Annotated in this window: 29 protein-coding genes, 1 tRNA gene and 2 pseudogenes; 19 read left to right on the top strand and 13 right to left on the bottom strand. The window is 59.8% G+C overall.

Annotated features, from left to right (window positions below):
* The first annotated feature begins 43 nt into the window (after positions 1-43).
* Together LK440_RS08445 and LK440_RS08440 are read left to right on the top strand one after the other, a co-directional pair.
* Complete coding sequence (locus tag LK440_RS08445) at positions 44-703, top strand: phosphoribosylanthranilate isomerase (protein ID WP_005013621.1); 660 nt, start codon at positions 44-46, stop codon at positions 701-703.
* 121 nt (positions 704-824) lie between these two features.
* Positions 825-901 (top strand) — tRNA-Val (locus LK440_RS08440).
* A 260-nt stretch (positions 902-1,161) separates the two neighbouring features.
* Here the strand turns inward: LK440_RS08440 and LK440_RS08435 are convergent.
* The 4 genes and pseudogenes from LK440_RS08435 to LK440_RS08415 all read right to left on the bottom strand — a co-directional run bounded on the left by LK440_RS08435 (position 1,162) and on the right by LK440_RS08415 (position 3,536).
* Complete coding sequence (locus LK440_RS08435) at positions 1,162-1,323, bottom strand: integrase core domain-containing protein (protein WP_080698364.1); 162 nt, start codon at positions 1,321-1,323, stop codon at positions 1,162-1,164.
* A 19-nt stretch (positions 1,324-1,342) separates the two neighbouring features.
* Positions 1,343-2,505, bottom strand: a protein-coding gene (locus LK440_RS08430) for an IS3 family transposase (RefSeq protein ID WP_370510753.1) whose coding sequence is annotated in 2 segments (ribosomal slippage) — positions 1,343-2,250 and positions 2,250-2,505 — 1,164 coding nt in all. Because the reading frame shifts where the segments join, the coding sequence is not laid out codon by codon here.
* Between the two features lie 65 nt (positions 2,506-2,570).
* A pseudogene (locus LK440_RS18095) lies at positions 2,571-3,093 on the bottom strand (IS3 family transposase); the annotation flags it as partial.
* 176 nt (positions 3,094-3,269) lie between these two features.
* On the bottom strand, positions 3,270-3,536 hold the full coding sequence (locus LK440_RS08415) for a transposase (protein ID WP_101557809.1): 267 nt from the start codon (positions 3,534-3,536) through the stop codon (positions 3,270-3,272).
* 392 nt (positions 3,537-3,928) lie between these two features.
* Here LK440_RS08415 and LK440_RS08410 point away from each other — a divergent pair, with 392 nt between their 5' ends.
* Complete coding sequence (locus LK440_RS08410) at positions 3,929-4,618, top strand: sulfite exporter TauE/SafE family protein (protein WP_005013625.1); 690 nt, start codon at positions 3,929-3,931, stop codon at positions 4,616-4,618.
* Positions 4,619-4,717: 99 nt separating this feature from the next.
* Here the strand turns inward: LK440_RS08410 and LK440_RS08405 are convergent, their stop codons facing one another.
* The 3 genes from LK440_RS08405 to LK440_RS08395 form a co-directional block, all read right to left on the bottom strand.
* Positions 4,718-4,879 carry an RcnB family protein gene (locus LK440_RS08405; RefSeq protein WP_005013626.1) on the bottom strand — a complete coding sequence of 54 codons (162 nt, stop codon included), beginning with the start codon at positions 4,877-4,879 and terminating at the stop codon, positions 4,718-4,720.
* Positions 4,880-5,029: 150 nt separating this feature from the next.
* On the bottom strand, positions 5,030-5,194 hold the full coding sequence (locus LK440_RS08400; RefSeq protein WP_017685992.1) for a hypothetical protein: 165 nt from the start codon (positions 5,192-5,194) through the stop codon (positions 5,030-5,032).
* Positions 5,195-5,746: 552 nt separating this feature from the next.
* On the bottom strand, positions 5,747-5,995 hold the full coding sequence (locus LK440_RS08395; protein ID WP_005013628.1) for a hypothetical protein: 249 nt from the start codon (positions 5,993-5,995) through the stop codon (positions 5,747-5,749).
* 112 nt (positions 5,996-6,107) lie between these two features.
* On the opposite strand from LK440_RS08395, the gene hemN reads away from it, so the two are divergent.
* The gene (hemN, locus tag LK440_RS08390) at positions 6,108-7,478 is read left to right on the top strand and encodes an oxygen-independent coproporphyrinogen III oxidase (RefSeq protein ID WP_005013629.1); all 1,371 of its coding nucleotides are present in this window, start codon (positions 6,108-6,110) and stop codon (positions 7,476-7,478) included.
* On the opposite strand, the gene LK440_RS08385 is transcribed toward hemN, so the two are convergent.
* Complete coding sequence (locus tag LK440_RS08385) at positions 7,479-8,219, bottom strand: response regulator transcription factor (RefSeq protein WP_005013631.1); 741 nt, start codon at positions 8,217-8,219, stop codon at positions 7,479-7,481.
* 493 nt (positions 8,220-8,712) lie between these two features.
* Here LK440_RS08385 and thrS point away from each other — a divergent pair, with 493 nt between their 5' ends.
* The 6 genes from thrS to ptsP all read left to right on the top strand — a co-directional run bounded on the left by thrS (position 8,713) and on the right by ptsP (position 14,904).
* On the top strand, positions 8,713-10,665 hold the full coding sequence (thrS, locus tag LK440_RS08380) for a threonine--tRNA ligase (RefSeq protein ID WP_005013632.1): 1,953 nt from the start codon (positions 8,713-8,715) through the stop codon (positions 10,663-10,665).
* Positions 10,665-11,234, top strand: coding sequence for a translation initiation factor IF-3 (infC, locus tag LK440_RS08375; RefSeq protein WP_227944834.1), 570 nt, complete (start codon positions 10,665-10,667; stop codon positions 11,232-11,234). The genes thrS and infC overlap by 1 nt, the downstream gene beginning before the upstream one ends.
* 165 nt (positions 11,235-11,399) lie before the next feature.
* Positions 11,400-12,356 carry a glutathione synthase gene (gene gshB / locus LK440_RS08370; protein ID WP_005013634.1) on the top strand — a complete coding sequence of 319 codons (957 nt, stop codon included), beginning with the start codon at positions 11,400-11,402 and terminating at the stop codon, positions 12,354-12,356.
* A gap of 13 nt (positions 12,357-12,369) precedes the next feature.
* Positions 12,370-12,768: a PTS sugar transporter subunit IIA gene (locus LK440_RS08365; protein WP_005013635.1), complete on the top strand. Its 399-nt coding sequence runs from the start codon at positions 12,370-12,372 to the stop codon at positions 12,766-12,768.
* Between the two features lie 62 nt (positions 12,769-12,830).
* Positions 12,831-13,100, top strand: a complete 270-nt coding sequence (locus LK440_RS08360; RefSeq protein ID WP_005013636.1) for an HPr family phosphocarrier protein — start codon at positions 12,831-12,833, stop codon at positions 13,098-13,100.
* A 145-nt stretch (positions 13,101-13,245) separates the two neighbouring features.
* A complete protein-coding gene (ptsP, locus tag LK440_RS08355; RefSeq protein ID WP_230580933.1) occupies positions 13,246-14,904 on the top strand; it encodes a phosphoenolpyruvate--protein phosphotransferase in 1,659 nt (552 codons plus the stop codon).
* Between the two features lie 303 nt (positions 14,905-15,207).
* On the opposite strand, the gene LK440_RS08350 is transcribed toward ptsP, so the two are convergent.
* The gene (locus LK440_RS08350; protein WP_005013639.1) at positions 15,208-15,630 is read right to left on the bottom strand and encodes an OsmC family protein; all 423 of its coding nucleotides are present in this window, start codon (positions 15,628-15,630) and stop codon (positions 15,208-15,210) included.
* Between the two features lie 119 nt (positions 15,631-15,749).
* Between LK440_RS08350 and lhpI the strand changes: the two genes are divergently transcribed.
* From lhpI to LK440_RS08320, 6 genes are all read left to right on the top strand, one after another.
* Positions 15,750-16,727 carry a bifunctional Delta(1)-pyrroline-2-carboxylate/Delta(1)-piperideine-2-carboxylate reductase gene (lhpI, locus tag LK440_RS08345; RefSeq protein WP_005013640.1) on the top strand — a complete coding sequence of 326 codons (978 nt, stop codon included), beginning with the start codon at positions 15,750-15,752 and terminating at the stop codon, positions 16,725-16,727.
* A 68-nt stretch (positions 16,728-16,795) separates the two neighbouring features.
* A complete protein-coding gene (locus LK440_RS08340; protein ID WP_005013641.1) occupies positions 16,796-17,959 on the top strand; it encodes an ABC transporter substrate-binding protein in 1,164 nt (387 codons plus the stop codon).
* Between the two features lie 132 nt (positions 17,960-18,091).
* A complete protein-coding gene (gene ehuB, locus LK440_RS08335; protein ID WP_025341433.1) occupies positions 18,092-19,015 on the top strand; it encodes an ectoine/hydroxyectoine ABC transporter substrate-binding protein EhuB in 924 nt (307 codons plus the stop codon).
* A 10-nt stretch (positions 19,016-19,025) separates the two neighbouring features.
* Positions 19,026-19,667 carry an ectoine/hydroxyectoine ABC transporter permease subunit EhuC gene (gene ehuC / locus LK440_RS08330; protein ID WP_005013643.1) on the top strand — a complete coding sequence of 214 codons (642 nt, stop codon included), beginning with the start codon at positions 19,026-19,028 and terminating at the stop codon, positions 19,665-19,667.
* Positions 19,664-20,335 carry an ectoine/hydroxyectoine ABC transporter permease subunit EhuD gene (ehuD, locus tag LK440_RS08325; RefSeq protein ID WP_005013644.1) on the top strand — a complete coding sequence of 224 codons (672 nt, stop codon included), beginning with the start codon at positions 19,664-19,666 and terminating at the stop codon, positions 20,333-20,335. The genes ehuC and ehuD overlap by 4 nt, the downstream gene beginning before the upstream one ends.
* The gene (locus LK440_RS08320; protein WP_025341434.1) at positions 20,335-21,105 is read left to right on the top strand and encodes an amino acid ABC transporter ATP-binding protein; all 771 of its coding nucleotides are present in this window, start codon (positions 20,335-20,337) and stop codon (positions 21,103-21,105) included. The genes ehuD and LK440_RS08320 overlap by 1 nt, the downstream gene beginning before the upstream one ends.
* 50 nt (positions 21,106-21,155) lie before the next feature.
* Here LK440_RS08320 and dut read toward each other — a convergent pair whose 3' ends face one another.
* Genes dut through LK440_RS08305 form a run of 3 tightly spaced genes read right to left on the bottom strand, consistent with a single transcriptional unit; the run spans position 21,156 to position 22,758 of the window.
* A complete protein-coding gene (gene dut, locus LK440_RS08315; RefSeq protein WP_005013645.1) occupies positions 21,156-21,605 on the bottom strand; it encodes a dUTP diphosphatase in 450 nt (149 codons plus the stop codon).
* Between the two features lie 41 nt (positions 21,606-21,646).
* Positions 21,647-22,105, bottom strand: a complete 459-nt coding sequence (locus LK440_RS08310; RefSeq protein WP_005013647.1) for a hypothetical protein — start codon at positions 22,103-22,105, stop codon at positions 21,647-21,649.
* A gap of 20 nt (positions 22,106-22,125) precedes the next feature.
* Positions 22,126-22,758 (bottom strand): DedA family protein, encoded by a 633-nt coding sequence (locus tag LK440_RS08305; protein ID WP_005013648.1) that lies wholly within the window; start codon positions 22,756-22,758, stop codon positions 22,126-22,128.
* 109 nt (positions 22,759-22,867) lie between these two features.
* Between LK440_RS08305 and LK440_RS08300 the strand changes: the two are divergent.
* Together LK440_RS08300 and pepE are read left to right on the top strand one after the other, a co-directional pair.
* Positions 22,868-23,899, top strand: a pseudogene (locus LK440_RS08300) (metal-dependent hydrolase).
* A 12-nt stretch (positions 23,900-23,911) separates the two neighbouring features.
* Positions 23,912-24,616, top strand: a complete 705-nt coding sequence (gene pepE / locus LK440_RS08295; protein WP_005013651.1) for a dipeptidase PepE — start codon at positions 23,912-23,914, stop codon at positions 24,614-24,616.
* A gap of 18 nt (positions 24,617-24,634) precedes the next feature.
* Here the strand turns inward: pepE and LK440_RS08290 are convergent, their stop codons facing one another.
* Positions 24,635-25,105, bottom strand: a complete 471-nt coding sequence (locus LK440_RS08290) for an Lrp/AsnC family transcriptional regulator (protein ID WP_005013652.1) — start codon at positions 25,103-25,105, stop codon at positions 24,635-24,637.
* A gap of 128 nt (positions 25,106-25,233) precedes the next feature.
* On the opposite strand from LK440_RS08290, the gene LK440_RS08285 reads away from it, so the two are divergent.
* Complete coding sequence (locus tag LK440_RS08285) at positions 25,234-25,938, top strand: hypothetical protein (protein ID WP_026087937.1); 705 nt, start codon at positions 25,234-25,236, stop codon at positions 25,936-25,938.
* The last annotated feature ends 5 nt before the right edge of the window (positions 25,939-25,943 follow it).

Genomic DNA, 25,943 nt, shown 5'->3' with positions numbered 1-25,943 from the left:
GGTAAGCTTCAGCCATCGTCCTTCTCCAATACAGGTTGCGTCCATGCGAACGCGCGTGAAGATCTGCGGTTTGACCCGCGAAGCCGACGTTGCTCATGCCGTCGATGCCGGCGCGGATGCGATCGGCTTCGTTTGCTATGCAGGTAGCAAACGGTATGTCGACGTAAAACGTGCCGCGCAATTGCGCCGTGAGGTGCCGGCGTTCGTCAGCGTGGTCACGCTTTTCGTTAACCCCACCGTTGATCAGGTTCGTTCGGTCATCGATGAGGTCGGACCCGATCTGCTGCAATTTCATGGCGACGAAAGTCCAGAGGATTGCTCCCGTTATGGGCATCGGTATCTGCGTGCCTTTCGCGTCGGCGGCCCCGGCCTTGATGATCCCGCGGCCGTCGCTGCAACGTGCAGTCATTACCGCAGCGCGGCCGGCTGGTTGTTCGATAGCTATAGTGCCGGCTTTGGTGGCAGCGGCCTGACCTTCGATCACACGCTGCTTGGCGGTGTACGGGCTGATGCGCAAAGTCGTCCCATCATATTGGCCGGTGGCCTCAGGCCTGAGAACATCGGCAACGTGTTGAGGCTCGTGCAGCCTTGGGCGGTCGATGTCAGCAGCGGTGTAGAAGAAAGCCCGGGCGTGAAGGACGCGAGCAAAGTCAGTGCGTTTCTGCAGGCGATAAAAAAAGTGGACGATGACTTGCACGGCTAGAAAAACATCTATATAATTCTTTTTCTTCGCTGCACGAACGCAGAAACGCAAAAAACGTTGCTACAGATCGAGTGCGAAGCGCCAATTTAAGTGAGTTGGCAACGTAGTTAAGTCCGAATTTAGGCGGTTAGCTCAGATGGTTAGAGCGCCACGTTGACATCGTGGAGGTCGTTGGTTCGATTCCAATACCGCCTACCAAATACCTGCAAAGTAGTGCCAAGCACTGCCGCAAAAGCCGCGTGAGTCTTCGACTTCGCGGCTTTTTTGTTTTCTTGGCAGCCAAATGCTGCCAAGTAGCGCCAAGAGGTTTTAAGGGTAGGAATGAGGGTTGGGTCCGCCTCATCATTTGCCCACATGGGCTGCGCACCGATCTTGATAATCCGACCACCATTGCATCAGCTGCTGGCGCTCGTCCAGATACGGCAAGGATGTTCGCCCGACGTGACCTGCCCCCAGATTTAGTACGGCACCGACATAGAGCCCAGGGGTAAAAGACCTTCTTTCTGATGAGCCTGCACGAATTGCGCCGGCGTTAAATATCCGAGCGCGCTGTGAGGCCGATCGGTGTTGTACTCGACTCGCCAGTTTTCGATCAAGCTTTTAGCCTGTCGCAGGGACAAGTGAATCGCCCCGGGTTTCTTAGACAGTCCCGTTCATCAAAAAGTAGCGCCGTTCGAACTCTACCGGAGAAACCTGGCCGATATAGCTGTGGCGCCGTCGTGGGTTGTAGAACAACTCGATATAGTCAAACACATCGGCGCGTGCCTGGTCGCGAGTGGAATAGATCTTGCGTCGGATTCTTTCACGCTTGAGCAACTGAAAGAAGCTCTCAGCAACGGCGTTGTCATAGCAGTTTCCTCGTCTGCTCATGCTGGGGCGCAACCGATGGGCTTTCAGGAAGTCTTGCCAGTCATGACTGCTGAACTGACTCCCTTGGTCTGAATGCACGAGTACTTCGGCCTCTGGTTTACGACGCCAGACCGCAGCCAGCAATGCGTTGATGGCAAGTTCTCGGGTCATCCGATCGCTCATGGACCAGCCCACGATCTGCCGCGAGAACAGATCCAATACCGCGGCAAGATAGAGCCAACCTTCGTGTGTTCGGATGTAGGTAATGTCGGTCACCCAGACCTGGTTGGGGGCATCGACCCGGAACTGGCGTTGTAGATGGTTCGGAGCAACAACGCTGGGACGAGTACCTCGGCCTCCCGGACGACGGCCGTATCCTGTGTGTGATCGCAAGCCAGCTTGGCGCATCAAGCGGGCCACGCGGTGCTTGCCACACCGCTCTCCCATATCGTTCAAGTCACTGCTGATCTTACGATAACCGTAGATCCGGCCACTGTCTTCCCAGCACTGCTCGATGAGCGCGCCGACGCGCTTATCCTGTGCCCCGCGCGCACTCACAGGCTGCACCTTCCAAGCGTAATAGCCGCTGGGATGTACCCCCAAAACTGCGCATAGGCGACGCACAGCGTATTGCTCCTCATGGGCCTTGATAAACGCGTACTTCACCCGGACTGCTTGGCAAAGTACGCGGCGGCCTTTTTTAGGATGTCGCGCTCCTCGCTCACCCGCTTGAGCTCAGCCTTAAGCCGACGGACCTCCGCGCTCTGGCTATCTTGATGCGTCCGCTGCTCAGGACTGCCCGAATACCGCTTGAGCCATGCATAAAGGCTGTGGGGACTCACGCCTAATCGTGTCGCGACATCGCCGACCTTGTGTCCCCCTTCGGTGACTTGCTTTACCGCCTGTACCTTGAACTCTTCTGAGAATCGCTGCCGCGATGTCTTGCCTTCCATACACACCTCCATATCGCCTTAATTGTGAGGCAACTAGGTGTCTAGGAAACCCGGGGCGATTCAAAGAACCAGTGCTCGTTAAGGCATTCGTCGCGGAACTTGCCGTTGAAACTTTCGATATAAGCGTTCTCCACCGGCTTACCCGGCCGAATAAACGACAGCTTTACGCCTGCTTGGTAGGCCCAGGCGTCCAAGGCTCTTCCGGCGAACTCTGGCCCGTTGTCCACGGTAATAGATCGCGGCAGGCCACGCATCTCCGCCAGCCGTTGCAGCACCATGGCAACACGCAGTCCCGGCAACGACGTATCGACCTCGATGGCCAGGCATTCGCGAGTGTAGTCATCGACGATAGTCAAACAGCGGAATCGGCGGCCATAGGCTATGGCCGTCGGCCACAAAGTCCATTGACCAACTCTGATTCGGCGCGATTGCCGCTGGGCGAACCACGCGCTCGGTCGCCGCGATTCGCTTACGCTTTCGTTTTCGCACGCTTAACCCTGCCAGACTGTACAGCCGCCAGATTCGCTTGTGATTTGCTTGCCAGCCTTCGCGACGTAAGAGCACATGGATCCTCCGATAGCCGTAGCGTCGTTTCGCCACTGCCATCTCTTTCATGCGCTCGGTCAGCGCAGCATCGCCTGAGCGTGTGCTCTCGTAGGCAAACAGCGACCGCGAAATTCCTACCAGCCCACAGGCCCGGGTAACACCCATGCTGCGCTCGGTCATTAATGTCCTGACCGCCTCGCGTTTGGCCTGCGGGCTGACTACTTTCGGCTTAGCAGATCCTGAAGCGCCGCCTTGTCCAGCATCGACTCGGCCAACAGCTTCTTGAGCTTGTTGTTCTCCTGCTCCAGCTCCTTGAGCCTCTGAGCGTCCGACACCGTCATGCCACCGAACTTCGCCTTCCAGTTGTAGTACGTTGCCTCGGAGATTCCGTGCTTGCGGCACAACTCTGCGGGCTTGGCACCTGCATCGGCTTCCTTGAGCACGCCGATGATTTGCTCTTCCGTAAATCGTTTCTTCATTGCCATTCCTTTGGGAACGGACTCTACATCGATTTCGTACTAATCACGGGGAGCAGGTCAGACGCACCTTATGTGGGCCAGAGCAGGCAGGGCGTGATGTTGGCTGTGATGCGGCCGGTGCCAGCGGCACAACGGAGTACGGAGCCGATCGCACTCGTCACGCGCTCGGTCATATCTCGCGCACCTCGTGCCCGTACGACCCGCATCGTGCGGAGCGCCCTTGGCAAGGTTTCAGGCGCGGTTCGATGCGCTAGCAGCCTTATATCGCTCGATTCCGGGTCATGCGCGGCCCTTGCCATAAGCCAGTTGCTATGCGTCGATCAGAACTATCGATTGCCGCTGCCTAAGGGTGTCGCATAATCGTCCGGTGCGAGGCAAGGAGGAGAGCAATGGAGTAGGTGTATGTGGTCGTAGCCTTAGGGGCTGTTTTGGCTGGTTTTGTGCAGGGGCTGTCCGGCTTTGCATTTGGCATGGTGTCGATGTCGGTTTGGGTCTGGGTGCTCGAGCCGCGGTTGGCCGCAGTGCTGGCCGTTTTCGGTGCCATGATGGGGCAGGTCGTGGCGGCGGTGACAGTCAGGCGCGGTTTCTCCTGGTCTTTGTTGCTGCCCAGTTTGGACATGACTTGGTTCAAACTGATCCTGGGTTGCCTATTGGTGTTGTGGTGCCCGGCCATGTTGATGGCTCGGCATTTGCCCCAGGTGTCGGCGGGTGGGCGATTGGCCGACGCATTGGTGGGCATGGCCGGTGGCGTAATGGGAGGTTTGGGTGGATTTACAGGCGTTTTGCCGACGTTATGGTGCACGGTGCGCGGCTATCCCAAGGATACTCAACGCACTGTGATCCAAAACTTCAATTTGTCCATGCTCACTGTGACGATGGGGAGCTATCTGGCAGCGGGGCTGGTCACGAGCGATATGCTGCCGATGTTCGCGATCGTGGCGCCTGCCATGCTGGTGCCGACCTTGATCGGGACAAAACTCTACATTGGTATTAGCGAGGTGCGGTTTCGTCAACTTGTGCTGGGTTTGCTGACAGCGTCCGGTGTGGCGTTGCTGGCTTCTTCCATCCCGCTGGTGTTGGCGCGCTAGCTTGCTTGCCGTGGGTGCCGACAACAAGGCTCCCGCTTGCGTGCAAGCAGGCGTTCTGGTCTTTGGTGGGCGCTGGTTGGGCGCCCGCCTGCGGATTTGCTAACGACCGAAAACACTTTCCAGCACGATGCCGGTGGCCACTCCGATGAGAAAATAATCCGCCCCAACGCCGATCCACTGGTAACCACGCGGCGGCTGTTGCAGTTGGTAGCCGCGCCAATCTTCGATGATGTACTGCTGACCGCGATAGGGGGCGGGCACGCGCTGTCCCTTCTGCCAACGTGAAGGCGAAGGGTCGGCATGGGCGCCTGGCCCTCCTGGCCGGCCCGGTCCTTGTTGTCCGGGAGTCGCACTCGGCCGGCCGGCAGAGTGGTCCGGGCGCCCGCCGCCATTGGGGGCAGCATTGGGGCTTCAGCCGGGGCCCTGGCGTTCCGGGCCGCCCTCGGGACTGCGCCCCGGGCCTTGGTTTCCGGAGCCGCCGTCAGGGCCGCGTCCAGGACCAGGTTGCGCCATGGCCAGGGTCGCGCTGGCGCTCAATGCGCCCACAAGCAGAATCGAAGCGAATTTCTGTTTCATGATGAACTCCCGATAAAACGGTACGTCGCGGAAATTCTATAGATTGGGCCGATGTGGCGGTTGCCGAGCCGTTACATATCGTCAGTGCGGAGGCCTCTTGCAATCTGTGGTCACAGATGAGGAGGACTATGTAGGCCTGCCCGAGCGGATTTTCGCAGGCGGGGGCGCTGTGACGCCGGTTTGGCGAGCGCGCAGCTCGTCCATGTATCGCAACAGTTCCGCCTCGGCCGGGCTGACGTCTGGTGCTGGCTCGGGGGGATTCGGATTCAATAGCTTATTGGCGGCCGCCAGAGTGCGCTGGGCGCGTCGCTCTGCCTCTGTGAGCGCGGGAGGTTGGAGAAACTTGTACTTATGCTTACTCATGGCCTGCAGATGACGTAAACGATCCTTTGTCAATGTGACTAGATTTTACAATCTCGGCATGGGTCAAAGAAAGTCAAGCTTTGCAAAGTCGCCAGCCAGGGCACAAGGGCAGGCAGGGGGCCGGGCGCAAGCACAAATAATTGGACCAGCTGACCGCGGTCGCCCCTGCATTTTTTTGGCTTGAGGCGATCAGTCCTGCGTCTGCGTGAAGGCCCGGACCAGGCGCGATATCTGTTCAAGTTCGTCCTGCGCACCCTGTACCCACACTGGGGCGTCGAACGGCGCATCGGCTGGTGTGCTATCTGCGTGGCTGCGCAGGTCGTCGAGCAGTTCCAGAGCCATGCCGGTCGCTTGGGGGTGGCCGCGCGTGGACAGTGCGATAGAAATGGCCAACGCTTGGCGCAGGGCCAGCAAGCGGCCGTCGAGTTCTGTTTCCATGGGATTCCGGCAGTTTCAGGGGGGGGCGTTCATTCTACGCGGCGCGGCTTGCGCCAGATCAAAAGAGGGGTGCTCGTCAGCCCGCATAATCCGCAGCATACCCTCCCTGCCCGTGCCCTCGCATTCTCACTTCAAACCCGATGTTCTCGCCGCGTTGGCCAAGACCGGGCCTCGCTACACTTCCTACCCTACCGCCGACCGCCTGCATGAAGGCTTCGGACCCGAGCAGTGGGAACAGGCGTTAGGCGCACGAGACGCGGGGCAGGCTTTGTCGTTATACGTCCACATCCCGTTTTGTGATTCGGTTTGCTATTACTGCGCGTGCAACAAGGTTGTGACCCGACACCATGAGCGTGCCGCTCGTTATCTGGCCGCACTAGCGCGCGAGATGGCCATGCAGGCTGCGTTACTGGCTAACAAGGCGACGATTACGCAATTGCATTTTGGTGGCGGAACTCCGACGTTTCTGTCCGATGCAGAGCTGACGCGTTTGATGGACGACATCCGGCGTTATTTTCATCTGTCGAGCCAGGCCGAGATTTCCATCGAGATCGATCCTCGTACTGTCGATGCCCAGCGTCTGGACCATCTGGCGCAGTTGGGATTTAATCGTCTGAGCTATGGGGTGCAGGACTTCGATCCCGCCGTGCAGCAGGCTATTCATCGCATCCAGCCCTACGAGTCGGTGCGCGACTTGATGCTCGCCGCCAGAGATGTCGGCTTTGCGTCTGTCAATGTGGATCTGATTTACGGTTTGCCGCGGCAAACGGCCGCCTCGTTTGCCCGCACGGTAGAGCAGGTGAACGCACTGCGTCCGGACCGTATTGCCCTGTATGCGTACGCGCATCTGCCCACGCGGTTCAAGCCGCAACGACGCATCGTGGGCGAGGATCTTCCCGATCCTGCGACTCGGGTGGCGTTGTTGGCCGGCGCGATCAAAGGCTTCATGGACCAGGGTTACATTTATATTGGCATGGACCACTTCGCCTTGCCGGCAGACAGCCTGGCCCGCGCATGCGCCCAAGGCAGTTTGCACCGTAATTTCCAGGGCTACACGACGGAGCCAGACCGCGACCTGCTGGGGATAGGCGTGTCGGCCATCAGCCAACTGGGGCGCGTGTACAGCCAGAATCACAAGGATATCGACGCGTATTACGAGGCCATCGATGCCCAGGTGTTGCCTGTTGAGCGTGGGCTGAGTTGTTCGGACGATGATCTGTGGCGCCGTCGGATCATCATGGACATTATGTGCCGGGGCCATCTGGACCTGGCTGCCGCCAGTGGCCAGGATGATCCCGAGCGGGTTTTTGCTCGTGAGTTGCCGCAATTGCGCCAACTGCAGGCCATGGGGTTGCTGCAGTTGGCCGATGGCTGCCTGACCGTAATGGAGCAAGGCTGGTTTTTCGTGCGGGCGATAGCCATGGTGTTCGATGCCCATTTGCGTACAGCGGCCACGCCACCGGGCTTCTCGCGCATTGCGTGATCAGCCGCAGATGTTCTGCTCGAACTTTTCATTCAGATAGAGCGCCAGCGCGAGGTCGTCTGCCAAGCCGAGTTTTTTCATCGCACGACGCTTGTGCGTGCTGATGGTCTTCTTGCTGCGCAGAAGGCGTGAGGCTACCTGGGTGACCGACAATCCCTGCGAAATTTGGCGCAGCACCTCAAGTTCGGCAGTGGTGAGTTGAGAGTCCGGGTGGGCAGGCTCGGTAATCTGCGAACGGCCGTCCTTCCAACCCAGGAATTGGCGACGATCGGCGGCTGTCTGGCGAATGACCTCCACCAGCGTCTCAACCGAGGCCTCTTTGGGTAGATAGGCGTTGGCGCCTGCGCGGTAGGCGGCGAATTCGGTTTCGCTGTTTTTGCCGGCAGAGAAGGTGACAATGGCCATTTCAGGGTGCTGGCGCCGCAGACGGCGAATGAAGTCCATGCCATCCCATGGCTGTCGCGGCAGATAGAAATCGACCACGGCGACATCGCAGGGGTTCTGCTTCAAGGTCTTGGCTAGCGCGTCGGCTTTGGTTTCGACGCATCGGACTTCCAGATCGGTCTGGTTGCGTAGGTAGGCGGCCAGTCCCAGCGTGATGGCAGGATGGTCATCGAGGATGGCGACACGGATCTTATGACTGGGCCGGGACAGCAGCATGTAACGCCGCACGCCGTAGCCCGGATCGGCCGCGTCTTCCGGTCTATCTTGGCCGGGAAGGTGGGAGATGTTGTTCGACATGGCTGATTCCTGGAAAGAGTGCTTCAGAGAAGTGCTTTCGTCCGATCGGAACTGAGCTTCAGTCCGGAGGTTAAAGGGAAATTGCGGGAAAAATCGGGATACTGAAAAATCAGGAAAGGTCCTACATATGTACCTAAATACGCCTTAAATTCGCTTTCCGGCTTTCGGACATCATTCGTGGGGGCGGGGGGCGGGGGGCGGGGGCGGGGGCGGGGGCGAGGATGCACCGCGAAGCGCGGCAAAAGTGCTACAATGCTCTTCTATGGTCAAACCGCGCCGGGCGTGCTTGCTGCGCGGGGTGGCCAAGACCCAATTCCCTAAAAGGCCTATATGTTTTGCGCACCGGCACGAACTACGACTTCGACCTATCGCCCCTTGTCGCGTTAAGTCGTTAGTGGTGTTTGATGTCAGCAGACAATTGAACGCAAAACATAGGCAGATAAAACGCGGCTAGATAGCCGCGTTTTTCGTTTCTCATCCAGGAAACTCGTCGATGGTACAAATCACTTTGCCGGATGGTTCTCAGCGCCAATACCCCGGGCCGGTCACGGTCGCGGAAGTCGCGCAGTCCATCGGAACCGGCCTGGCCAAGGCGGCCTTGGCTGGGCGCGTCACCTTCGAGGGCACCGAGCCCAAGCTGGTCGACACCAGCTATCGTATCGAAGGCGATGCGCGGCTGGCCATCGTCACAGCCAAAGAGGCCGATGGCCTGGATTTGATCCGCCATTCGACGGCCCACCTGTTGGCGTACGCGGTCAAGTCGCTTTATCCGGATGCTCAAGTCACGATCGGGCCGGTGATCGACAACGGCTTCTATTACGACTTCGCCTACAAGCGCCCCTTCACGCCAGAAGACTTGCAGGCGATTGAGAAAAAGATGATCGAACTCGCCCGCAAGGACGAGGTGGTGACGCGCGAAGTGTGGTCCCGCGATGAGGCGGTGGCTTTCTTCAGGGGAATAGGCGAGGCCTACAAGGTAGAAATCATCGCGTCGATTCCGAGCAACGAGAACATCAGCCTGTATCGCGAAGGTGATTTCATCGACCTTTGCCGTGGTCCTCACGTGCCATCCACGGGCAAGCTCAAGGTTTTCAAGCTGATGAAGGTGGCTGGCGCTTATTGGCGTGGAGACAGTAACAACGAGATGCTGCAACGCATCTACGGCACGGCCTGGGCGAGCAAGGAAGAGCAGGATGCTTATCTGCACATGCTCGAAGAAGCCGAGCGGCGCGACCATCGCAAGATCGGCCGTGATCTGGATCTGTTCCATTTCCAGGACGAAGCACCCGGACTCATTTTCTGGCACCCGAAAGGTTGGGCGCTCTGGCAGCAGGTTGAGCAGTACATGCGTGCCGTGTATCGCGATAATGGCTACCAGGAAGTCAAAGCCCCCCAGATTTTGGACCTTTCCTTGTGGAAAAAGACCGGGCACTGGGACAACTACCGCGAAAACATGTTCACGACCGAGTCGGAGAACCGCGTGTATGGCCTCAAACCCATGAACTGCCCGGGGCACGTGCAGATCTTCAACGCCGGGTTGCACTCGTATCGCGAGCTGCCCCTGCGCTACGGTGAGTTTGGCCAATGCCACCGCAACGAGCCGTCGGGTTCGCTGCACGGCATGATGCGTGTGCGCGGCTTTACACAAGATGACGGGCATATTTTCTGTACCGAAGACCAGCTTCAGGACGAGTGCGCGGACTTCACGGTTTTGTTACAGAAGGTGTATCGGGATTTCGGCTTTACCGAAGTGCTGTACAAGGTCGCCTCCCGGCCTGAAAAGCGCATCGGCAGCGACGAGATCTGGGACAAGGCCGAAACGGCCCTGATGGAAAGCCTGCGCCGCACGGGTTGCGAGTTCGAGATCTCGCCGGGAGAGGGGGCTTTCTACGGGCCCAAGGTGGAATACACCTTGAAGGACGCCATTGGCCGTCACTGGCAGTGCGGCACGATTCAGGTGGATTTCTCCATGCCCGTGCGCCTGGGCGCCGAATATGTCGACCCAAGCGACCAGCGTCGCGCGCCGGTGATGCTGCATCGTGCGATTCTGGGTTCGCTGGAACGTTTTATCGGCATGCTGATCGAAAATCATGCCGGCGCAATGCCACCTTGGCTGGCACCGGTGCAGGCCGTTGTATGCTGCATTTCCGAGCCCTCGGCCGATTATGCGGCCAAAATCACACAAAGCCTGAAAAAACAAGGCTTTAGGGTCCAGGCCGATTTGCGTGGTGAAAAAATCACTCGTAAAATCCGGGAACACAGCCTGCAAAAGGTTCCGTACATCCTTGTCGTAGGCGACAAGGAGGCTCAAAACGGAACCGTCGCCGTACGTGGACTTGGTGGCCTGGATCTGGGCGCCATTCCTTTCGACGACTTTGTCGCTCGCCTGAACGAGGACGTCGCCAGTCGGCGCAATGTCGTTCAGCCGGATGCCAAAGCTGTTTAATCTTTCTAGGAGTTTTCAACATCGCCACTGAAAAAAGCATTCGCATCAACGGTGAAATCCGCGTCCCCGAGGTGCGCCTCATAGGTCTGGAGGGAGAGCAACTGGGTATCGTCAAGATTACCTATGCTTTCCGTCTGTCGGAACAAGCTGACGTGGATCTGGTCGAAATCGCGCCTAATGCCGAGCCGCCAGTCTGCCGTTTGATGGACTACGGCAAGTTCAAGTACCAGGAACAAAAGCGGCAGGCCGAAGCGCGTTCCAAGCAGAAGGTCATCCAGGTCAAGGAAGTGAAATTCCGCCCTGCGACCGACGATGGCGACTATCAGGTCAAGCTGCGCAATCTGCGCCGCTTCCTGGAAGAGGGTGATAAGGCCAAAGTGACGCTGCGCTTTCGCGGACGCGAAATGGCTCACCAGGAGCTCGGTATGCGGGTGCTGGAGCGAGTGCGCGACGATCTGACCGAAGTGGCTCAGGTCGAGGCGATGCCCAAGCTCGAAGGCCGCCAGATGGTCATGGTGCTTGCACCGAAGAAAAAAGCGAGCGCAACCAAGGCCGACGCGGCCAGTTGATTCCGCTAGTCCGGCCCGGATCTTCCTCAGGGAAGGCTCCGGGCCGGTTTGCGTTGATTGCTCCACCAAGGGTGGGGCATGGCGTGCCGCCCGGCTGCGCTACGACGTATTTATCGGCTCCGTTCTGGGTGTCCAGGAAGCGGGGCAGAGGTGTCAGGTAACGTAATGCACGTCTTGTTCATCATCGATCCTTTGCCCCAGCTCAAGGCATACAAGGACAGCTCTGTGGCCATGATGCGCGCGCTCGTCGCTCGCGGACATACGCTAAGCGTGGCTTTGCAGGGTGATATTTATATCGAAGCAGGCACGGTCTGCGCGCATAGCCAACCCATCGAGCTGGTCGACGGCGCTGATCTGCACGGTCATGACTGGTGGCGCGACACGGGTGCGCAGTCCGATGTGCCGCTGGCGGAGTTTGGTGCCGTGCTCATGCGCAAGGATCCGCCTTTTGATATGGAGTACGTCTACTCCACGCATTTGCTCGAGTATGCCCAGGCTCAGGGCGCCAAAGTCTTCAACGGCGGAGCAGCGATTCGTAATCACCCCGAAAAGCTCGCTATTACCGAAGTGGCGGAACTGACCCCCCCAACGCTGGTCACCCGCAACATGGACCGCATCAAGGCCTTTCATGCCTTGCATGGCGATGTGATCGTCAAACCGCTCGACGGTATGGGCGGCACGGGTATTTTTCGTCTCCAGCCGAATGAGGCCAACCGCAACGCCATCCTGGAGACGCTGACCGACAACGGCACGCGCACCATCATGGCGCAGCGCTACATTCCCGAGATCGTCAAGGGCGACAAGCGCATCCTGATCATCGGTGGCGAGGCAGTGCCTTATTCGCTGGCGCGTATTCCTCTGGCTGGTGAGACGCGGGGCAATCTGGCTGCTGGTGGCCGAGGGGTGGCGCAGCCGCTTTCCGGGCGCGATCTGGAGTTAGCGCGCGTGGTGGCAGCCCGGACCGCCGGCCGTGGGTTGTTGCTCATCGGACTGGATGTGATTGGTGACTACGTGACGGAAATCAACGTCACCAGCCCGACCTGCTTTGTCGAAATCACCGAGCAGACGGGCTTTGACGTTGCCGACATGTTCGCTCAGGCGCTTGAGCGCGCTGCTGCTTGACCTCGACTCGGCCATGACAGGGATCGTTATCGTCGTCCATGCCCCGTTGGGCAGCGCCATGCGCGAGAGCGTGCGGCATGTCCTGGGTGATACCACGGATGTGCTAGCGGTGCATGACATCCTGCCGCAGGACTTGCCGGATGATTTGGTACCGCAGGTCTTGCAGGATATTCTGCGAGTCAACAGAGGGCAGGGTGTGCTGGTGTTGACGGATCTCATCGGCGCGACGCCAGCCAATATCGCCAAACGCGCAGTGGCCGATGCCCAGGCTAGCGGCGTGCAATGCTGCGTGTTAGCTGGTCTGAACACGCCCATGCTGCTTCGGGCATTGACCTACCGCAATCTGTCATTGGCCGAAACACGTGAAAAAGCGTTGGCAGGAGGGGTGCAGGGCTGCTTGCGTGTAGACTGATGCGGGGTTCGCCCTGACAATCCACCCAGCACGGCTTGCGGGCCGTGATCAAAAAACAAAATATGCCTACGTTAGATATTGTCATCAGCAATAAACTTGGCTTGCACGCCCGGGCGGCAGCCAAACTCACGCAGCTCGCCAGCAAGTTCAACAGCGAGATTTTCATTGCCCGCGGTGCGCAGCGCGTCAACGCTAAAAGCATCATGGGCGTGATGATGCTGGCCGCAGGTCTGGGGGTCACGGTCAAGATCGATGCATCCGGTGCCGATGCTGATCAAGCCCTGGCTGAGATTCAATCTCTGTTCGATAACAAATTCGGTGAGCAAGAGTAGACGCGAAGAGGGGAGGACTCTCGGCGCCATGGTTGCTCCGGCGCCGCTAGCTGTGTCCGATGACGGGGTTGGTCTTGCCAACCCCGTATTGTCTTTGTTCGGCAAGGGTGTCGCACGGGGTTACGCTATCGGCCGGGCTGTGGTCATGGGCGCAGCGGCTCTCGAGGTGGCGCATTATCGTATTGCCGCGGAAGATGTGGGTGCCGAATGTCATCGCCTGACGCAGGCACTTGTGCAGGCGCAAGCCGACTTGCTCGAGTTGGCCGATAGCTTGCCGGAAGACGCGCCGCGCGAATTGGGTGCCATGCTCAACGTGCATCGTCTGCTTATTGGCGATCCGCTGTTGGCCGAACAGGCGCGTACCATGATTGCCGAACGCTTTTACAACGCCGAGTGGGCGTTGACTGCTCAGGGCCAGATCCTGAGCGAGCAGTTCGACGCCATGGAGGACGAGTATCTGCGCGAGCGAGGAGGCGACGTACGCCAGGTCATCGAACGGGTCTTGCAGGTGCTGTCCGGCACCTCGACCTTGTTGCCCGATGGCTCCAGCGTGGATGGCGATGATGCGCTGGTGGTGGTGGCACATGATATTTCTCCCGCTGACATGCTGCGCCTGCGTGGCGGACGTTTTGCGGCCTTTGTCACAGACCTGGGCGGGCCCACGTCGCACACCGCCATCGTGGCACGCAGCATGGGGGTGCCCGCCGTAGTGGCGATGGGCAATGCGCGCGAACTGGTTCGCGATGGTGATGTGTTGATTGTCGATGGTGCCTCCGGAGTACTGGTGGTCAATCCCTCGGCGGCCATTCTCGACGAGTATCGCGCCCGTCAGTGCGCTTATGCGCAAGAGCGTGCCGAGCTTGCGCTGCTCAGAGATGTGCCGGCCATCACGCTCGATGGCATAGACGTCAAGCTTGAAGCCAATATCGAACTTCCGGAGGAAGCCGCGCTGGCCCTGGCTAGTGGTGCCGATGCGATCGGTTTGTTTCGTAGCGAGTTTCTCTTCATGGGCCGGGCCGATTTGCCTGGCGAAGAGGAGCAGTACCACGCCTACGTTTCGGTGGTCCGGACCATGGCAGGTCGACCCGTCACGATACGCACGCTGGATATTGGTTCAGACAAAACCTTGGACGGCGAGGCGACCGTCGCGACCAATCCTGCCCTGGGCCAGCGAGCCATTCGATATTGTCTGGCGCGCCCGGACATGTTTGCCAGTCAGTTGCGGGCCATTCTGCGTGCGTCGGCTCACGGCCCGGTGCGCATGCTGGTTCCCATGATCGCCCACATGCACGAAGTCAAAGCGGTGTATGCCGCGCTGGATGCCGCGCGTCGGGAGCTAGATCTCAGAGGGCAGGCCTATGCGGCAAAAATGGAAGTCGGTGCCATGGTCGAAGTACCTGCCATGGCGATCGCGATCGAGCCTTTTGCCCAGGCGCTGGACTTCCTATCCATCGGTACCAATGATTTGATTCAGTACACGCTGGCCATCGATCGGGGTGATCACGATGTGGCTGGCTTGTATGACCCCTTGCATCCGGCGGTCCTGCGTTTGATTGCCGCGACCATCAACGCCGGTGAGCGGGCTGGCAAGCCGGTTGCCGTGTGTGGCGAGATGGCGGGCGATGCGCGGCTGACACGGCTGTTATTGGGGCTGGGGTTGAAGGAGTTCTCCATGCATCCGCAGCAACTGCTCGACGTCAAACGTGAGGTCAGGCGGGCGCATTCGAATGCATTGCGCGTAAAGGTGGCTTCCGTGATCAACCGGGCCTTGCCCGTGGACCTGGATCACCTCGAGCAGGCTTGATCGGTGTTGGGCCGAACGGGGCCGGCCACGTGCCGGCCCTTGTTTTGTCAAGCGAACCCGGATCCTGCCGACTGAGGCGACGGGCGATACCGCGCTGCGCAGCAGGGGCGGGCCCTGAGCCCGATGAGCAAGCCGGTCTGGGTGGCGCCAGCCAGCCTGGCCGCCAGGATTTGAAAACCCATCGAACGCAAGGCCGATGCAAAAACCGCCGCCAGCAGGTTTTGACCCAATCCGGCGCCAGTGGCGATCTCGGCCACCCAGGTGCCGGATCGTAGGCCCTATCGCCCCCAGAACGCCTCGGGTTCAGGCCAGCGAGGCCTGCATGGTGATCTTGGCGTTGAGCACCTTGGACACCGGGCACCCTGCCTTGGCCTTGGCGGCCGCTTCCTGAAATGCCGCGTCGCTGGCATTGGGGATGCTCGCCACGACGATCAGGTGGATGGCCGTTATCGCGAACCCATCATCGGTTTTGTCCAGCGTGACCTCGGCGGAGGTGTCGATGCGTTCGGCGGTCAGCCCTGCCTCACCCAGCACATTGGATAGCGCCATGGAAAAACAACCCGCGTGGGCCGCCCCAATGAGTTCTTCGGGGTTGGTGCCGGGTTCATCCTCAAAACGGGTTTTGAAGCCGTAGGGCTGGCTCTTGAGTGCGCCGCTCTGGGTGGAGATGCTGCCCTTGCCGTTCTTCAGGTCGCCTTGCCAGACGGCAGATGCTGTCTTTTTCATGAGGAAACTCCTGTTAGCGTGATGAGGGAGACCAGCTCCCAGCCGGTCCATCATATCGTCCCATGGCCTAAGTGGAAAATCGTGAGGGGATGCGGCCATAATGCAACCAGGAGGCTGCCATGTTGAACATCAATAGCACCGCCACGCGCAAGGCGCTGGCTTTTCCGTCCGTGATTGCCACATTGCGAGCCGCTTTTCGCGGTGGGTATACGGTGCCAGCGCGGCACGTGCACCACATCAAGGCCGAAGGCCGACAGGGAACCTCCCTGATAATGCCGGCCTGGAGCGAGGCGGGGTATTACGGTGTGAAGGTAATCAACATCTTTGCCGAGAACACTCGCGACGGCTTGCCAGGGCTACATGCGAGTTACGCACTGTATTGCGCACGTACCGGCGTGCCGTTGGCCCAGATCGATGGGAATGTGGTGACGGCGTTCCGTACGGCAGCGGCTGCCGCACTGGGAGCGGACTATCTGGCCAGGCGCGACGCGCAGCGGCTGTTGGTGCTCGGCAGCGGCCGCATTGCGGGCTTGGTGCCAGCTGCCATGCGTGCCGTGCGCCCCATTGAAGAGGTCATGGTCTGGAATGTGCGCCAGCAGGGCGCCCAGGCATTGGCGCGGCGGTTGTGCGATGAGGGATTTCGTGCGTGGGCGGTCACAGATCTGCAGACCGCTGTGAGCAGGGCAGATATTGTCAGTTGCGCCACCTTGTCCACCACGCCTTTAGTGCGTGGAGAATGGTTGCGCGGTGGGACTCATCTCGATCTGATCGGCAGTTTCACCCCGGAAATGATGGAGGCGGACCCGGCGTGCTTTGCAGGCACTTCCGTCTACGTCGATACCGACGAGGCGCCGACCAAATCGGGCGACCTGCTAGAGGCCTTCAAGGCAGGCACGCTGCGCATGCCAGATATCCGCGGCACGTTGTTTGATCTTGTCCGCGGGCAGGTCAGTGGCCGCAGCGAAGACGGGCAGATCACGGTTTTCAAGGCCGTTGGTAGCGCGCTGGAGGATCTTGCTCTGGCTGCTTTGGTGTACGAGGCGTACGCTGCCGAGCCCGAGCTCGTAATGAGCCAGGCACGTACGGCAGAGACATAGGGCAAAATACGTATGCAGGCGGTTACGGGACCGCCGTCAGGCTTTTTCCTTCCATACGGAATCCAATCATGTCCTCCATTGTTCAGCGATGCGCCGCGCTTGCGGTTGCCATGGGTTGCGCCTTCGGCGCGCAGGCCGACGTCGTCATCGGTGTGGATGTCTCCACCACCGGTCCGGCCGCAGCCATCGGTATTCAAACCAACAACGCCATTCGCCTCTGGCCCAGCACGCTGGGTGGCCAGCCTGCGCGCTATGTCGTATTGGACGATGGCACCGACGTCAGCCGCGCGGTCAAGAACATGCGCAAGTTGACATCGGAAGACAAGGTTGACGCCATCGTAGGGCCCAACACCACCGCGGCGGCGCTGGCTGGACTGGATGTGCTGGCCGAAACAGGTACACCCATGGTGGCGCTGGCTGCCTCGGCCGTCATTGTCGAGCCGGTATCCGATCCCAAGCGAACCTGGGCATTCAAAATGCCGCAGAACGACTCGCTCATGGCTTCGGTGCTGGTCCAGGACATGAAAAAGAAGGGGGTTAAATCGGTGGCCTTCATCGGGTTCGCCGATTCCTATGGCGACAGCTGGTGGAAGGAGTTTTCCGCGGCTGCCAAGGCTGCAGGCCTGGATATCGTGGCGCAGGAGCGCTTCCAGCGCACAGACGCTTCCGTCGTGGGGCAGGCGCTTAAGGTCATCGGGGCCAAGCCGGATGCTGTCTTGATCGCCGGGGCCGGTACACCGTCGGCGCTGCCGCAAAAGACCCTGCTCGAGCGTGGTTACAAGGGGCCTATCTATCAAACTCACGGCATCGGTACGCTGGAATTTTTGCAGGTGGGCGGACGGGACGTTGAAGGCACGTTGTTTCCGACGGGACCGGCCGTGGTGGCACGTGAGCTTCCCGCGGACAATCCGGTCAAGAAGGTTGCCATGGACTTCGCCGAAAAGTATGAGGCCGAGCATGGTGCGCACAGCTTGACGCAGTTCGCCGGCGACGCTTATGGTGCCTGGATGTTGCTGGACTCGGCAGTTGCCCGAGCCCTGAAATCGGGCGCCAAGCCGGGTACGCCTGAATTTCGCCGCGCCTTACGGGATGCGCTGGAGAACACGCGGGATTTGGCCGTGCCCAATGGCGTGCTCAACATCAGCGCGAAGGACCATCAAGGGTTTGACGAGCGTGCCCGCGTCATGGGTGTGATTAAGGATGGCAAATTCTCTTATGCGGGACAACCCTGATATATACCCGGGTTAAATAGTCGTTGCCCTAGGGGGCAGGTCTGATCCTGCCCCTTTTTGTTGAAATTTGATTCGTACTCAAATCATTTATTCGCATAATATTCTTGGTGAACTAATTATCGGGACACCAAGATGACAACAACGACGAGCGGGTTCTGGACCAAGCGAGTGCTTGCTGCGGCCACTCTCACTGCACTGGCGGCGTGTGATTCAGGGAGCAACAATGTCGCTCCTGCATCGCAGGAGAAGCAGAGCAGCACGCAGGACACGCTCCAGGCCGCGAAGAGCGCGGGTCGTATACGCATCGGTTATGCCAACGAGGCTCCCTATGCCTTCATGGACAGCCAGAACGCCCGGGTGAGCGGGGAGTCCGTTGAGGTGGCGCGCGTGGTGCTCAAACGCATGGGCATCAATGAGGTGGACGGGGTCTTGACCGAATTCGGCTCTCTCATCCCCGGGTTACAGGCCCGGCGTTTCGACATCATCGCCGCCGGGATGTACGTCACTCCTGAGCGCTGCAAGCAGGTGGCCTTCTCCAATCCCACCTATGGCGTGGATGAGGGCTTTTTGGTTCCCAAGGGCAACCCCAAGCAATTGCACAGTTTCGAGGACGTCGCCAACAAGCCAGACGCGAAACTGGGTGTTGTGGTAGGCGCAATCGAGGGCGATTACGCGCGGGACTCGAAGGTCGATGCCGGTCAGATGGTGGTCTTCCCGGATGCGGTCAGTGCGTTTTCAGGGGTGCAGGCCGAGCGCGCTGACGCGTATGCGGCTACTGCGCTGACGATCAACGATCTGCTGAACAAGGTACAGGATGGCGGGGGGATGGAGCGTGCGCAGCCTTTCAAGAACCCAGTCATTGACGGTAAGGAGGCACGTGGTTATGGGGCGTTCGCCTTTCGCAAGGAGGACAAAGCGTTTGCGGATGCGTTCAATGCCGAGCTGGCCAAGTTTTTGGGCACTGAAGAGCACGCCAAACTCGTGGCCCCTTTTGGATTTACCAAAGCGGAGTTACCTGGCGACGTGACGGCCGCCAAGCTGTGCGGCACGCCTTGAGGGCGCGGTCATGGACTCGTTACCTGAACTGATAGGCCCGCTATGGCAAGGTTTACTGGTGACCTTGCGTATTACGCTCGGCGCGGCGCTCTTGGCTATTCCGCTTGCCATCCTGGCCGGTTTGGCCAGATTGTCCAGTCAGGCATGGCTGCGGATGATTTCTCTGGTCTATGTCGAGGTATTCCGCGGCACGTCGGCGCTGGTGCAACTTTTCTGGTTCTACTTTGTACTGCCGATGTTCGGTGTGCGCTTACCGGCGATTCTCGTTGGCATCGTGGTGTTGGCGCTAAATGCCGGAGCCTATGGAGCAGAGGTCGTGCGTGGAGCGATCCAGGCGGTGCCCGCCGGGCAGCGCGAAGCCGGCGTGGCGTTGAATTTCACACGTCGTCAGGTCATGCGGCGCGTGATTTTGCCTCAAGCGTTTGCGGCCATGCTGCCGCAGGCCGGCAATCTGCTTATCGAGTTGCTCAAGAATACGGCACTCGTGTCCCTCATCACGATTACAGACCTGACGTTTCGCGGGCAATTGCTGCGTAGCGAGACACTGCAGACCACAGAGATCTTCAGCATCATGCTGCTGATGTATTTCGCCGTGGCGCTATGCATCACGGGCGCGGTGCGTTGGCTTGAGAAAAGGGTGCGGATCCAATGACTCCTATTTTTGATTGGAAATTCGCCTGGGAAATCCTGCCATCGCTGGGTTCGGCCTTGCTGGTGACGGTGCAGGCCACCATCCTGGGAATGTTGTTTGCCGTCGTGTTCGGTTTGGTCTTGGCCCTATTGCGCCGCTCTCCCTGGAAGGCCGTATCGTGGACTGCAGGCCTGGTAGTGGAGTTCGTGCGTAGCACGCCACTGCTTGTGCAGATGTACTTTCTGTTTTACGTGCTGCCTTCGCTGGGCCTGAGCATGTCGCCCCTGATCACGGGTGTGCTTGCACTGGGACTGCACTATGCCGCGTATTGCTCCGAGGTCTATCGCGCCGGCCTCGAGGGCGTGCCGCGCGGCCAGCACGAAGCGGCTATCGCCTTGAATCTCTCGCCTTGGCGCACAGCGGTTGACATCATCCTGCCGCAGGCTATTCCCCCGGTGGTGCCGGCGCTGGGCAACTACCTGATTGCCATGTTCAAGGACACCCCTCTGTTGTCGGCCATTACGGTGGTCGAACTGCTTCAGAAAAGCAAAATCATCGGTTCGAGCACATTTCGCTATACCGAATCGCTGACACTGGTGGGGATTATCTTTCTGGTGCTGAGCCTGATCGCTGCCTGGGGCGTACGCCGTCTGGAGGGCCGCTTGAAAGTCATTTATGGAGGTGCGTGATGAGCGCGAGCATACTTCTGAAGAATCTGCGCAAGCGCTACGGTGAACACGAAGTGCTGCGTGGCATAGATCTGGAAATTCCTGCAGGCCAGACGCTTTCCATCATCGGGCCTTCAGGCTCGGGGAAATCCACGTTGCTGCGTTTGCTCATGACGCTGGATCGCCCCAGTGATGGGGAAATCGAGATCGATGGTGTCTCGATGTGGCACGATGCTCAGGGCAGGCTGGCCGACCCTCATTCAGCGCACGTGCGCCAGGTGCGCAGCAAGATAGGAATGGTTTTCCAGCATTTCAATCTCTTTCCTCGCATGACGGCATTGGGTAATGTGATGGAGGCGCCGCTGCGGGTACTGGGTTTGCGGCGCGAGGAGGCCGAAGCCCGTGGCCGGGAGTATCTCGAGCTCGTTGGTCTGGGGGATAAGCTGGACGCGCATCCCGCGCGGCTGTCGGGGGGCCAGAAACAACGAGTGGGCATCGCGCGCGCCTTGGCGATGCGCCCTGATGTCATGCTCTTTGATGAGGTGACCTCGGCACTGGACCCCGAATTGGTGGGCGGGATCTTGCAGATCCTGAGTGATCTGTCGGCCAAGAAAGACATGACGATGATCATCGTCACGCATCAGATGAAGTTTGCCGAGCGTAGTTCCGATCGAACGCTTTTCTTCGACGAAGGGAATATCGTCGAGGATAGGCCCTCTTCGGAATTGTTTGCGGATCCTCAGCAAGAGCGTACCCGGCAGTTCCTGCAAAGCGTCATCGAGGCAGAGTAGCCGCTGTCGGCGGCTGGAGAAGGGGCAGGCTGCGGCGCTGCCCCTTGGCATCAGGCGCGCCCAGTGCTGCCGAAACCACCGGCACCGCGCTCCGAATCACCGAATGTTTCCACCACGTTGAAGCTGACTTGCACGACCGGCACGATGACCAACTGCGCCAGGCGCTCCATGGGTTCCAGCGTAAAAGCGGTCTGACCACGATTCCAGGTCGACACCATCAATTGGCCCTGATAGTCGGAGTCAATCAGCCCGACCAGATTGCCCAGCACGATGCCGTGTTTGTGGCCCAGGCCCGACCTGGGCAGAATGACAGCGGCATAACCCGGGTCAGCCACATGGATGGCCAGTCCGGTGGGGACGAGAACGGTGGCACCGGGCTCGATAACGAGGGCTTGGTCGATGCACGCACGCAGGTCCAGGCCGGCGGAGCCGGGCGTGGCGTAGGCGGGTAGACAGTCGCGCATGCGCGCGTCAAGGATTTTTAGATCGACAGATTTCATTGCGGGAATGTAAAAAGTAAAGACGCAAGCCTAACAGAGGCTCACGGCTTCGGAGGCAGGTTCAGGGGCGGCAGCACGCGCGTTGCAGCGCGAGATTGCTCGCGTTTGCGGGCAGCCCCGCGAAACAACCACAATCCGACCAAGGCAGGAATGATGAAGCGTCCCGCGCTCTGGTGTTCGTGAGCCAGATAGGACGCGAAGTTCCAGACGGCCAAGCAGATCACGATGAAGCCCAGCAACGCTTGCCGCGAACTGGCTTGGCGCAGGCTGGCTTGCTGAGCCAAGGTCGGCTGGCCGGCGGGCGTGGCAGTTGCAGGCGAGAGGGCTGCCGGCACACTGGCCGGTTTGGCTCGGCGAAGACGTGGGGGCGGCACATGGCCGCGCGGTACTTCGCCCGGCGATTGCCCGGTCACGCTTGTCTCGGAGCCCAGGCCTTGGCGCGATAGCTCTTCAACGTAGCGCGCGAAATCGCCATTTTTGGGTTCGCCGTAGATGGACATGGTATTCCTGATCAGGAGTTTTACCGGCCGCGATGAGCAGCCAGGCGGCGCTTTTTCAACAAACTGGTGGCCAGCCACAATCCGATCACCACGGATACCAGTGCCGCGGCGATCAGGCCGAATTGTTGGCTCTGGCGGGCGGCGGCCAGGCCACGCGCGGCGAAGTAGCCCGGCGCCAGCATAGCGGGTAGCCAGACGATTGCGGAGAGGATGTTGGCAATCTGAAAGCGCGCGTGGTTCATGCGCATGATGCCGGCCACCGTGGGTATGGTCGAACGGATCGGCCCGAGAAAGCGCCCCAAAAAGACAGAGGCAAATCCATAACGATAGAAAAACAGCCGTGCGCGGGCGACAGCCGTGCGCTGGGTCGACAGGGGCCAGCGTCGTGTGACGCCCGGGCCCAGCCAACGACCGATCAAGTAGGAGATGGCGTCGCCTAGCACCGCACCAGCCACTCCCCAAATCAGAATGGTGCCAACAGACAAAGTCCCCGCTCCGATCAGTCCTCCGGTTAGCAGCATCAATGCGGTGGCCGGGATGATTAGGCCCAGGATGAGCATCGATTCGCCTAACGTAAGCAAAAAGGTGATGGGGCCGGCCCAGTCCTGATTGGCTTCTATGAATGTCCCGATTTTGGCGATGTATGAATCCATGGGAAAACCGCTGAGATCAATCCTGTATCTTAACGCCTGTGTAGCGCAGCCAGGCGGCGTCGGTTCGAGCAGCCGGGCACTAGCAGACTAGGGCAGGACAGGCGGACATATGGACTCGGTAACACAGGCAGTGTTGGGTGCGGGTATACAGGCGACATTGCTGGGGCGCTGGCAGGGGCGGCGCGCGTTGGTGTATGGGGCTATTCTGGCTACTTTACCGGATCTGGATGTCGTGATTTCCTATCCCGACCCGGTGTTCAGCATGACCTATCACCGGGGCTTTTCGCACTCGATCTTCGTGCTGACGGCGTTGGCGGCCCTACTGGCATGGCTGATACGTAAGCGTTGGCCGGGTGCGCCTTACTTCATCGGGCGCCTGTTTCTGACCGTGTGGCTGGTCCTGATCACGTATCCCTTGCTGGATGCGTTTACGGTGTATGGCACGCAATTGTTCTGGCCGCTGGCCTTCACGCCGGAGAGTTGGTCGGCGGTGTTCATTATCGATCCGCTCTATACCGTTCCTCTCCTGCTTGCCGTGCTGGCGGCGGCAGCCGTGGGTGTGAGCCGCACCATGTAGCGCATTCTGGCCGCCACCCTCGTGTTCAGTACGGCTTATCTCTTTGCCGGCTTGGCCGGGCGTTTCATGGCTGAGCGCGAGGTGACGGCTGCCTTGCAGGCGCGTGGCCACCAGGTGACACAGGTGCTGGCAACGCCTACGCCGTTGAATATTCTTTTGTGGCGTGTCGTGGCGAAAACCGACGCAGATGAGTATTACGAGGCGCTGAGCGGCTGGCTGGATGGTTCGCCGCCGCAATTGCTCGCGCAGTCCCTTAATCGTGATCTGGGCAAGGTGCTCGGTGATGATCCGCAATTGGCCCGTTTGCGCTGGTTTACCAACGACTGGCTGCGTTACGACGTGCTGGATGATACGTTGGTGGTGACTGATTTGCGTATGGGGCTACCCGGCTACTATACGTTTCGTTTTGCCATGGGCGAGCGCCACGGCCCGGATTGGCAAGCGATCACTCCCCGGCGCTGGCCGAGCCAGCGCGGTGGATGGCCTGAATTTCGCCAATTGCTGGCGCGCATCGCCGGCACGCCTTTGCCGCTGGCCGATTGGGCCCAGCGCAACTTTGACTGAAGCATCCTGATCATGAACGCACTGCTTTTGAGCAACTCGGCCAGCTCGGCTGGTTATTTGATTCACGCTCAGCCCTGGCTGTCGGAGCTGACTTCGACGCTGACCGGTAGTGGCCCGGCGTTGTTCGTGCCCTTTGCGGGGGTGACGCGCACCTGGGACGACTACACGCAGCAGGTCGCCGATGCGTTGTTGCCGGCGGGCATCGCTATACGGGGGCTGCATCAGGAGGCCGATCCGGCCTGCGCGCTGGCCGAGGCACGGCTCATCATCGTGGGCGGCGGCAATACTTTTCAACTGCTGCGCGAGTTGCGCCGGCGCGGCCTGTTGTCGTTGATCGCCGAGCGAGTGCGTGCCGGCCAGGCAGGGTATGTGGGCTGGAGCGCTGGCGCCAATATTGCCGCGCCCACCATTTGCACCACCAATGACATGCCCATCGTGGATCCGGGCGGTTTCGAGGCGCTGGATCTGGTGCCGTTCCAGATCAACCCGCACTACACGACTGCCCATCCGCCCGGCCATCTGGGCGAGACGCGCGATCAGCGCATTGCCGAATTCTGCGCCATCCATCCGCAACGCAAGGTGGTGGCGCTGCCGGAAGGAAGTGCCCTGCGTCTGGATGCGCGTGGCTTGGCGTTGCTGGGTACGCACCCGGCCTTGCTGTTTCATGGCGCGGTAGCGGCGCAGGCGTTGGCACCAGGCAAGCTATCTCTGCTTTGAAAAATGCGCCGCCCTCGCTCAGACGAGGTCGAGCAAAGGCGGCCCCGGCTCGTTTTTCACGGTCTGCATGACAACATGGGTATAGAAGGCCTCGACGTTTTCGTCTTGGTCGAAATGCCGGTCGGCGAAAGCCAGATAGTCGTCCATATTGTTCATGTGGACGATGATCACACAGGAAATTCGGCCAGTCACCAGATAGCACTGGGTCACGGCCGGCTCGGCCAGCAACGCTTGCATGAGTTTGCGCCGGTATTCCGACCCATGCCGGCTGAATTCAATGGTGACGATGGCCGTCAATGCGCGGCCGGTGTGTTTGGTGTCCAGCAATGCGACGACGCGCTGGATGACGCCGGTTTCCTTCAGGCGGGCAACTCGCCGCAGACAGGCTGAAGGCGAAAGACCGACTTCATCGGCCAAAGCGGCATTGGACAGGTCCGCATCCCGCTGCAGTATCGAAAGGATACGGTGGTCTAGTGGGTCTAACAACATGGCGCAATTTTATTGTGAGTCGTGCGCGATTTATAGCGTATTTTTTTATCTGCAGGCAACGAAAGGCGTCCATGTTGTGAAGCTTCCACGCTATGCTGCCCGGTTTTCGCACACAAAAGCCGATACTCATGCTTGCTTATGTCCGTCGCGTGCTAAGCCGCAGCCTGCGTTTGTTCATTGCCTTGGCCAAGGTGATGCTGCCCATCATGTTGCTGGTGCAGCTGGGTCAATGGATGGGATGGGTTGACGTTCTCGGCCATTATTTCGCACCGGTAATGGGCTGGTTGAACCTGCCAGCACAAGCAGCACTGATATGGATGGCAAGTATTTTTGTTGGCGTCTACGGCGCGCTGGCCGCTTTGGCTGGCCTGGCGGGGGGGCTGGATATCACTGCCGGGCAATTCAGTGCGCTCGCGGCCATGGTGTTGCTTGCGCACAATTTGCCCGTCAAGCAGGCCATCGTGCGCCGTGCTGGGGCCAGTTTCTGGGCCACGGCGGGTTTGCGCCTGGTCATGGCTCTGGCCTACGGCGCGGCGGTCTCCTGGACCTGCCACGCGTTGGGAGTGCTTTCGCAGCCAATGTCTTTTGCGTGGATGCAAGGGCAACAGGCCAGCGCGGCGGAATTAAGTCTGTGGCAATGGTTGCAAGGGACGGCGGTGTCGATGGCGCTGACCTTTGCCGTGATCGCCGCCTTGCTCGTCTTGCTGGACATCATGCAGCGTTGCGGCCTGACCGCAGCGCTGACGCGCGTTCTGACTCCGGTGTTGCGTTGGTCAGGGTTAGACCCTCAGGTCGCGCCAGTCACGATGCTGGGTGTGACCTGCTCCCCGTGATTAGT

Origin of the sequence: Bordetella holmesii, from assembly GCF_020735985.1 — a bacterium.
GTDB classification, from domain to species: Bacteria; Pseudomonadota; Gammaproteobacteria; order Burkholderiales; family Burkholderiaceae_B; genus Bordetella; species Bordetella holmesii.
Note: the sequence above shows the minus strand (reverse complement) of the source record. Positions and strands in the feature narration are given on the sequence as shown.